General features: G+C 42.8%; 9 protein-coding genes. All 9 read left to right on the top strand.

The genetic code is table 11. The features are described from left to right. Positions 1–285: hypothetical protein (locus A9165_RS15850; RefSeq protein ID WP_255365750.1), on the top strand; the 285-nt coding region annotated here is incomplete at its 5' end. An 89-nt stretch (positions 286–374) separates the two neighbouring features. Next, entirely contained in the window at positions 375–1,397 is a 1,023-nt protein-coding gene (locus A9165_RS15845) for a hypothetical protein (RefSeq protein ID WP_065956603.1), read from the top strand. 16 nt (positions 1,398–1,413) lie between these two features. After that, entirely contained in the window at positions 1,414–1,647 is a 234-nt protein-coding gene (locus A9165_RS15840) for a hypothetical protein (RefSeq protein ID WP_065956602.1), read from the top strand. A 70-nt stretch (positions 1,648–1,717) separates the two neighbouring features. Continuing rightward, on the top strand, positions 1,718–2,833 hold the full coding sequence (locus tag A9165_RS15835; RefSeq protein ID WP_065956601.1) for a nucleoid-associated protein: 1,116 nt from the start codon (positions 1,718–1,720) through the stop codon (positions 2,831–2,833). A 4-nt stretch (positions 2,834–2,837) separates the two neighbouring features. After that, positions 2,838–4,112 carry a hypothetical protein gene (locus A9165_RS15830; RefSeq protein ID WP_065956600.1) on the top strand — a complete coding sequence of 425 codons (1,275 nt, stop codon included), beginning with the start codon at positions 2,838–2,840 and terminating at the stop codon, positions 4,110–4,112. Between the two features lie 61 nt (positions 4,113–4,173). Beyond that, a complete protein-coding gene (locus tag A9165_RS15825) occupies positions 4,174–5,655 on the top strand; it encodes a class I SAM-dependent DNA methyltransferase (RefSeq protein WP_065956599.1) in 1,482 nt (493 codons plus the stop codon). Further along, a complete protein-coding gene (locus tag A9165_RS15820) occupies positions 5,655–7,442 on the top strand; it encodes a DUF262 domain-containing protein (protein WP_065956598.1) in 1,788 nt (595 codons plus the stop codon). Before A9165_RS15825 ends, A9165_RS15820 begins: the two co-directional genes overlap by 1 nt. After that, on the top strand, positions 7,439–8,899 hold the full coding sequence (locus A9165_RS15815) for a class I SAM-dependent DNA methyltransferase (protein ID WP_218060748.1): 1,461 nt from the start codon (positions 7,439–7,441) through the stop codon (positions 8,897–8,899). Before A9165_RS15820 ends, A9165_RS15815 begins: the two co-directional genes overlap by 4 nt. Further along, a complete protein-coding gene (locus A9165_RS15810; protein WP_065956597.1) occupies positions 8,896–9,090 on the top strand; it encodes a hypothetical protein in 195 nt (64 codons plus the stop codon). The genes A9165_RS15815 and A9165_RS15810 overlap by 4 nt, the downstream gene beginning before the upstream one ends. The last annotated feature ends 70 nt before the right edge of the window (positions 9,091–9,160 follow it).

The following is a 9,160-nucleotide window of genomic DNA, read 5'->3' as shown; positions in this document are numbered from 1 at the left end:
GTCATCCTAATTGTCGCCGAACAAGGATCTTTGATGAATGCGAAAGCCGCTTATCCGTCGATTGACGACTTAGCCGGATTAACACTATTTCAACGCTTTGAAGGCGGGGCAGTGTACACCCAAGAGAACAATGGTAAATACTGCGTAATCATTGATGAAAGTAGCATTGCCAGATTGCTACCACCTGAAGAGCTGGATGACATGGAGCTTATCAAGGTGTTTGAGTTCAATACGGAGCAGGAACGCTCAGCTTACTTATTGACCAGATTTGATAAGGGCCTATAGCCTAGGTTGTTATTTGGACCTAATATAAGTACGGATTTTTCGGGGCAAAAATGGATAATGAAGACAGGATGTCAGTTAAGGAGTGTTAAATGTGGTTTGAGCAACTAACTGGTTTTACCGAGCAGGGCGCGGCACAAGTACGGCAAATGTTGTCGCTAGAAAACGGCGTGTTAACCAGCCGTGCCAATGGGAAAACATTTCAGGTAGGGCATTTAGTCACGCCCACTTTGGCTGATTTAAAAGCTGAAGCCGCCGCGATTATGCAAAGTGCAACGTTCATTGCCAAGCCAGCTAGCGTGCAAGAAGTAACTGCCGATGTGCAAAGCCTGCATATGAAGCCACAAAACGCTGGCGCGTTCTTTCAGGTCGCTTCGCAGTTTAATTTATTAGAAATGGTTAGCCCTACGGTTACGCCTGACTCGGGCATAACCGGTTATCAGTTCGACCGTACACAAGGTCCTGCTTGCGCCATGGCATGTGGTGCTGGGCTTATCTACCGAAACTACTTTGTGCCTGTTGATGGCGAGCCTGGGCAAACTGCCGAGCGGCAGCTAAATATGCTGGATCAATTTGAGCAGCAGCTATTAACGCATGTTAACCAGCACGTAACAGAGCAGTTTGATAGCCTGTGGCAAATGAAAAACGGCTACGCGCTACCCAGTAGCAAACAGCTAAACGCCATAAATCAAACGCTGGCGCAATTAAATGAAACTGAAATCACTGAGCTGATTAACGCAGTAAAAATTGGTGTGCAATACGATACTGAAGTCACACTCAACAACATTGGTCACGCTGTTACTCAAGCCTACTGCTCAGCCATGCCAGTTGCCTACACTGAGCATCCGGCGGCGCTTTGGCAGCCACTAGCTAGCTTAATTTTGCAGGCCGCTTACGAAGCTACGCTGGCCGCTGCCCTCATTAATGCCACTAAAACCGGCAACAAGAAGGTTTACTTAACGTTGTTAGGCGGAGGGGCTTTTGGAAATGCGATTAGCTGGATTATCGACGCATTACAGAAAGCGTTAAACGCTTATCGCCAGAGCGGTCTTAGCATCATGATAGTTAGCTATGGTAGAAGTAAGCCAGAGTTAAGTTCGTTGCTAACCGGCTAATTTGCAAGGAGATAACATGAAGGAAAAACGAAAACTAGATGGGCCTTTAACCTATGCTCACGCTTATCACTGGTTACCCAATGCGCATGAGCTTGAACCAGAGGACGAGCTGTACGTGAAAAACCTGATTTGTCTGGAGCATGCTGAGCAAGTTTATAATGAAACTGAATCTAGGGGTTGGGCGGAGTCAATCAAGCAGCTTAAAAAACAAATTAATCAGCGAAATAAATATTACCTTAATAAAATTTGAGAGAAATTTCAATTGTTTTAATCGGCTGGCAAGGTAAAGTAATGTTTATTGTTTAAATCAGGGACGAATAATGGCAATTATAACTAATAGAGTGGTTATTCATGAGCTTGTAAAAGAGCAGCATAAGCCCTTTGAAAAAGCTATCAAGAAATCCGTGGTGCTTCCTGCAAACAATGGCGTGGTTCTAACTCTATTGGAAGGCGTTACCAGCTTATATGGACGGCGCAATAATAGTGCGCACTACGGTACTTTTTTAGAAGGTGCTAAAGCAGGCTTCTTCCCGCCAGCTTTTAACAACTATTTTGAGCAGACTCCACCATCAGATGAATCATTTATAAAACTCTCTCACGTTGCAATGGATGAACTTGAGCGTGCAACAATAGACGCAACTGCAGCATCAGGTGGTTACATTATGGCTGCGGATTATGAAAGTGAACAAGGTCGTTTTTTTCTAATTGCAATGCTGAAAACGAAAGCAGGTATTAGATTATCTGAGAGTTTAATTCCAGAAACGACTGAAGAACTTGACCTTAATAGTTTACACCAAGCTGCGCGGATTAATTTTGAACGCTTTAGACAGTATGTTACTGCAAAGCCCGAGGATAAGTCAGATATCAATTATCTTAGCTTTGTTAGTCCTTCAACTAACAAATCGACCGCGGGATATTTTATTAAAGCACTTGGTTGTTCAAGAGGAACGGCGTCTGCCAAAGCGACAGATTTAGTAATAAGTGAAACGTCTGCATTTTTCAAAACCAAGCCTGAACTAACCCCGCATCGGATAAAATTCAAACAAGAATTAACCTCATACCTTTCTGAGTGCGCGCAAGCCGGTAGGTCAGCGACTTTAAGTAAAGTCGAAAAGATAGCTCGTAACTATTTCCCTGAAGACGATCATCAAAAAGCAGACGAATGGGCTGAAGAGTTATACGCACGATTAAATGGTGAAAAAAATGCCGTTCCAAATGAGTTTCCAGTTAGCTCGACAGTGCTTAAGAAGCATACGTTTATTAAGTATAAAGCAGACAAATGGGATATTAATTTTGAAGTAAATGCGCTTGGTATAACGCCAGATGCGGAAATTCAGTATGATAAGCAAGGGGCAAAGCTAACTATACGACACCTGCCTGCCGAGATGAGAGAGAAGATAGAAGAAGCATTACGTGATCTTAAGGTAGAGAGCTAGGTTTATGCTTGCACATCTTGTCATGTTTTATCGATCTCTTGGAAATCCATCAATCAAGGATGATCTTTGGCTTGATACCTCAGTTGTACTTAATGATGAACTTTATCAGCAACTAAAACAGGTCGAAAAGCATCGTCTAGTTAGCTTTGATGAGCTCGTACTAGATGGGCAAGAGAAAACATTAGATGAGATAAGTGCTACTGATTATGGCAAAGAACTGCATGTTACTTGCCGAATTAGCACTGGTGACTGCAAATTTTACAGCGATATAAAAGATCTTCTTAAACGTAATAGCAGCCTTAGTAAAGGTGATGTGAATGTGGCGTTTTACGTAGCAGAGGATGATTATTACTCAGCAGAGCAAAAACAACATTTATCAAAATACCAGCAGCTAAACGCTATTGTTCTTTTAATTCATGAACTCAAAGATCTAGCCCATTATCACGACTCAAAAATTGGACAAGATGCTTTAAATTTAGTTTTTGTTAGGGAGGCGGAAGGCACAAGCTCAAAATCCTTGCAGCTGACGCCAAGATTAAGTTCAAATCTGGTCGAAGTACCACCAATCGATATTTCTGTCATAGTCGAAATAGGTCAACAGTCTGCCATAAACCCGCATATTGGCAGAGAAAAGTCTGTTTTTCGCTCGACGGTAATTGAATTCTTAACTAACTCAGCCGGTAATGTTCAGGATAAGTTCGCTTATTTGGTGTTGCATTGGGCTGAATTTATTACGCTATTCAAGAAGAATTTTGATACATACATCAGTGGTTTTGCTTTCCACAAAGCACGAAAAGAAGTGGCCGATGCTGAGGTAGCCGCTGCAGACCAACTTGCTAAAGTACTTAATGATATTTCTGGTAAAATCCTTGGTATACCGATATCACTCGGTTCACTTCTTCTGATAGTTAAGACTGAGAATGTATTTGAGCAATTAGTTTTGGTTTTAGCCACTTTACTAGCATCTTGGTTACTTGCAGAGCTCATGCACAACCAACAGTTGCAGCTTGCCCGCATCAAAGATGCTCGTTCGATTTTATTCGATGAGATAAATATCAGAGCAGTAGATTACCCGGAACCTTTGCGCAAAAAGATCGAAAGCACCACCGAGTGTCTGGATCAGAATGAAAAAAAGGTAACAAGACTGCTTCTCTGTCTAAGGCTTTTTAGTTGGTTACCAGCAGTTGCAGCAGCTTTACTACTGATACATCTCAATGTATCAAGCCTTATGCTCAGCATTGAGGTGCTAGATAACTATTTTAGTGGCTTGCTCAGGTAGCGAATGCTGAGCAACTTTTGCGTATAGCGCATATTTTTTAGATGTAAAAAAAGAAGACAAAATGGCAATTGAAAAAATAACCCTATCCCAACTTGAACAATATCTGTCCAAAGCAGCATGGATCCTCAAAGGGCCAGTCGATGCTTCAGATTTCAAAGTTTACATTTTCCCGTTGCTGTTCTTTAAGCGCATTTCCGATGTATACGACGAAGAATACCGCAACGCATTAGCCGAATCTGACGGTGATGAGGTTTACGCCGCATTGCCAGAAATGCACAGGTTTGAAGTGCCTAAAAATTGCCATTGGTCTGATGTACGGGAAAAAACCGTCAACGTTGGTGAGGCGATTGAAAACGCGCTTCGTGGCATTGAGCAAGCGAACCAATCGTACCTGTACGGGATATTTGGTGATGCGCAGTGGAGTAACAAAAATAAGTTGTCGGATAAACTGCTGATTGATTTAATCGAGCATTTCTCGCAATACACGCTGGGCAACGACAATGTAGACCCCGATATGCTGGGTCAAGCATACGAGTATCTGATTAAGCACTTCGCCGACTTATCGAACAAAAAAGCGGGAGAATTTTATACCCCACGCTCCGTGGTGCATTTACTCGGTTTAATCTTAGATCCACATGAAGGTGAAACCATCTATGACCCAGCTTGCGGTACTGGCGGTATGTTGCTCGAATGTGTTGACCATCTCAAACACAACAACGAAGACTATCGCACCTTAAAGCTATTTGGTCAGGAGAAAAACCTAACTTCTAGCTCAATTGCCCGCATGAACATGTTTTTACATGGCATTGAAGATTTTGAGATTGCCCGCGGCGACACTCTACGTAACCCTGCATTTTTTGCCGCCGATGGCTTAAAAACCTTTGATTGCGTGATTGCCAACCCGCCATTTTCATTAAGCGATTGGGGTGCGGAGAATTGGGCCAGCGATCCTTATGGGCGCAATATTGCTGGCGTGCCGCCGCAAGGCAACGGTGATATGGCCTGGGTACAGCATATGGTGAAGTCCATGAATAGCAACGGCCGGATGACCGTGGTATTGCCTCATGGTGCTTTATTCCGCAAAGGGGCCGAAGGTGTTATTCGCAAAGCGCTGCTCGAACAAGACATGTTAGAAGCGGTAATCGGGCTTGGCCCTAACGTGTTTTATGGCACCCAGTTAGCTGCATGTGTCATGGTCTTCCGACGTGTAAAGCCCGCCGCTAAAGCAGGTAAAGTATTGTTTATCGATGCAGCAAATCAAATCCGCGTGGGCCGTGCACAAAACTTCCTCGAACCCAGCCACGTCCAACAAATTTATGACTGGTATCAACAATTCCAGGATGTGCCAAATCACGTCAAAGTGGCATCACAAGCCGATTTAGCAGCCAATGATTACAACCTCAATATTCCGCTCTACGTTGAGAAAATCATTGAAGATGACCTGCCAACTGTTGAAGAAGCAATGGCAGATTTAAAACGTGCATGGCAAGAAAGCCTTGCGGCAGAAGAAAAATTTAAAACGATTTTACAGAGGTTTCTCTAATGGCCGGTTACGAAGCACCTATTACCATCAAAAAAGCTATCGACAATATTCGTAAACGGCATTATGTGCTGCCATCTATTCAACGCGAATTTGTTTGGGATACCGACCAAATTGAAACGCTGTTTGATTCGTTGATGCGCGATTACCCAATTAGTACTTTTTTGTTTTGGAGAGTCGATAAAAACAAAATTAAAGACTTTCAGTTCTATGAATTTTTAAACCACTACCATGAGCGTGACAACAAGCATAACCGTAAGGCTGATATCTCAAATGATGAGGATATTATCGCTTTGTTGGATGGTCAGCAGCGTATGACCTCGATGTATGTTGCGCTCACAGGCACGTATGCCAAAAAAATGCCGTATTATCAGTGGAATAGCCCACACGCATTTCCAGCCAAAAAGTTGTACTTAAATTTACTGAAACCGTCGGATGAATTGGAAATTGAATACGATTTCAGGTTTCTGTCCGCCGACGAAGCGCAGCCAACAGAAGGCTATTTCTGGTTTGAATGCGGTAAAATTCTAGATATCACCGATATGAGTAAAGTGTCCATGTTCTTGATGAAGAACAAACTGATGGATACCTCGGTGTATACCGAACAAGAGTCAGAATTTGCGATTAACACGCTGAACGAGTTCTTTAACGTGGTGCACCAAAAAGGCTGTATTAGCTATTACCTCGAAGAAGGGGAAGAGCTTGATAAGGTGTTGCAGATCTTCATTCGCATAAACAGTGGCGGTACTAAGCTGAGCTATTCCGACCTTTTGCTTTCTATTGCTACCGCGCAGTGGAAAGACAAAGATGCCCGTGAAATCATCCATGAGTTTGTCGATAGCATTAATAAAATTGGCGATGGCTTTAACTTCAACAAAGACATTGTTTTAAAGTCATGTCTAGTACTCGCCGACTTTGATGTGAAATTTAAAGTCGATAATTTCACCAAAGAAAATATGGCGATCATCGAAGCCAATTGGGAAAAGTCTTCGGCTGCAGTGCGCTCAAGTATCGAGTTAGTTGCCAAGCTGGGTTACAACCGAGACAGCCTGGCGGCAACCAACACCATTATTCCAATTGCCTACTTTATTTATAAAAACGGTTTTGTAGATAGCATTTTGCATAGTTCACATCGTGAAGCAGACAGAAAAGCCATTAAAGAATGGCTCGCCCGTGTGTTACTGAAAGGCACCTTTGGTGGCCAGCCAGATTCGATTTATCCGAAAATGCGGGATTTAATCAATAGTCACTTAGGTAAATTCCCACTGCAGGAAACCATTGAACATTACCGAGGCAGCAGAAAGTCGATTAGTTTTACCGAAGACGATATCGAAAACTTACTCGATATGCAGTACGGCAAAGCCAAAACTTATTCGGCATTAACCTTGTTATACCCAGGGCTTAATAATGCCTATAAGTACCATCAGGACCATATCCACCCGCAGGCATTTTTTAACAAAGCCAAACTGCGCAAACTGAATATTGCTGAGCAGGATATCGAAGTCTTTTTAAATCTCTTCAATAAACTACCTAACCTGCAATTGCTGGAAGCTACCAGCAATATTGAAAAGAGCGATCAGGAATTTAAGCAGTGGTTAGCGAAAAACTTTACCACTGAGGATGCGCGTGAAAGTTATCTGCGGCAAAACCTGATTGCGCCGAGTCAGTCGCTGGCTATTGAAGATTTTCTCAGTTTCTTTGAGCAGCGGCGGCAAAATATTAAAAACCAATTAATGCGTTTGCTTGATGTAAAACAGACTGTCGTTGAAGTAGAGAATACCGTTTTATGATGTCCCAACAAGAACTAGAAAAATACCTGTGGGGAGCCGCTGTTGCACTGCGCGGCACCATCGATGCCGGTGATTACAAGCAGTACATTTTCCCGCTGCTGTTTTTTAAACGCATTTGCGATGTGTACGACGAAGAGTATGATCGTGCTTTAGCCGAGAGCGATGGCGATATTGCCTACGCTGAATTTGCCGAAAACCACCACTTTCAAGTGCCAACAGGGGCGCATTGGAATGACGTCCGTAATGTCACTGTGAATGTTGGTGTGGCCATTCAAGATGCGATGCGCGCCATCGAAAAAGCTAACCCAGAAACGCTGTTTGGCATTTTTGGTGATGCTAGCTGGACCAACAAAGAACGGCTCTCCGATGAAACGCTCATTAACCTGATTGAACACTACTCACAGCATAAGCTGAACCTCAGAACTGTACCTGACGACAAGCTTGGCAACGCTTATGAGTACCTGATCAAAGAGTTTGCCGACGACAGTGGCCATACCGCCGCCGAGTTTTACACCAACCGCACCGTAGTTAAGCTGATGACCATGATTATGGATCCGCAGCCTGGTGAATCGGTGTACGACCCAACCTGCGGCTCAGGTGGTTTACTCCTTAACTGTGCGCTGCATTTAAAAGAAGAAGGCAAAGAGTACCGTACGCTTAAACTCTACGGCCAAGAAATCAATCTGCTCACCAGCGCCATTGCTCGCATGAACATGTTTATGCATGGCATTGAGGAGTTTGCCATTGTGCGTGGCGATACCCTGGCAGCGCCGGCCTTTATCGAAAATGATGAGCTGAAAAAGTTTAATGTGATTCTGGCCAACCCGCCGTACTCAATTAAAGCATGGGATCGCAAGAGTTTTGAAAATGACCCGTACGGCAGAAACCTATGGGGAACGCCACCGCAGGGCTGCGCGGACTATGCGTTTCAGCAGCATATCCAAAAGAGTTTAGATGACAAGAATGGCCGTTCTATTGTTCTGTGGCCTTATGGGGTATTGTTTAGAGATTCAGAACAAGAAATGCGTAAAAAAATGATCGAGAATGACTTGGTCGAATGTGTCATTGCACTTGGAAAGAACCTTTTTTATAACTCAATTATGGAATCTTGTTTGTTGATTACAAACAATTCAAAAGCGGAAAATCGAAAAGGGAAAATTCTCTTTATTGATGCTCGTGATGAAATAAAGAGAGAAAAAACGATTAGTTATCTTATGCCTGAGCATTTGCAGCGAATTTACAAATCTTTCTTGGATTTTGAAACTGAAGAAGGCTTTAGTTATGTTGCTACTGTTGAAGAGGTGATCAAAAAAGATGGAAGTTTAAACATTCCGCTTTATATAAAAAGTACCAAGAGCGAAAAAATTGATTCGCCAAGTGTAGCCTATGAAAATTGGCAACAAAGTTCTGAAGTATTAAAGGAATCGATGATGCAGCTTTTTGAGGTGCTTAAATGAATATAGAAATTAAAAATCTTAATGAGGCATTTCAATCAAAGATCGACAAATCAAAATGGATTAAGTGGAAGTTTTCTGACCTAGTTCACAATGTTAATGAAAAAGTTACACCAAAAGATTCGGGGCTTGAACACTACATTGGCCTAGAACATTTAGATTCTGGATCTTTAAAAATTAGGCGATTCGGCTGAGGTATCCCCAGAAATTGTGTAGTTAAAATAAAATTTTAGTGGATTAGGGAACATTCATGGCGGTTCCCGA

Source organism: Alishewanella sp. HH-ZS (genome assembly GCF_001704375.1).
GTDB classification, from domain to species: domain Bacteria; phylum Pseudomonadota; class Gammaproteobacteria; order Enterobacterales; family Alteromonadaceae; genus Alishewanella; species Alishewanella aestuarii.
The sequence above is the reverse complement of the archived record's forward strand: the minus strand, read 5'-3'. Positions and strand labels throughout refer to the sequence as shown.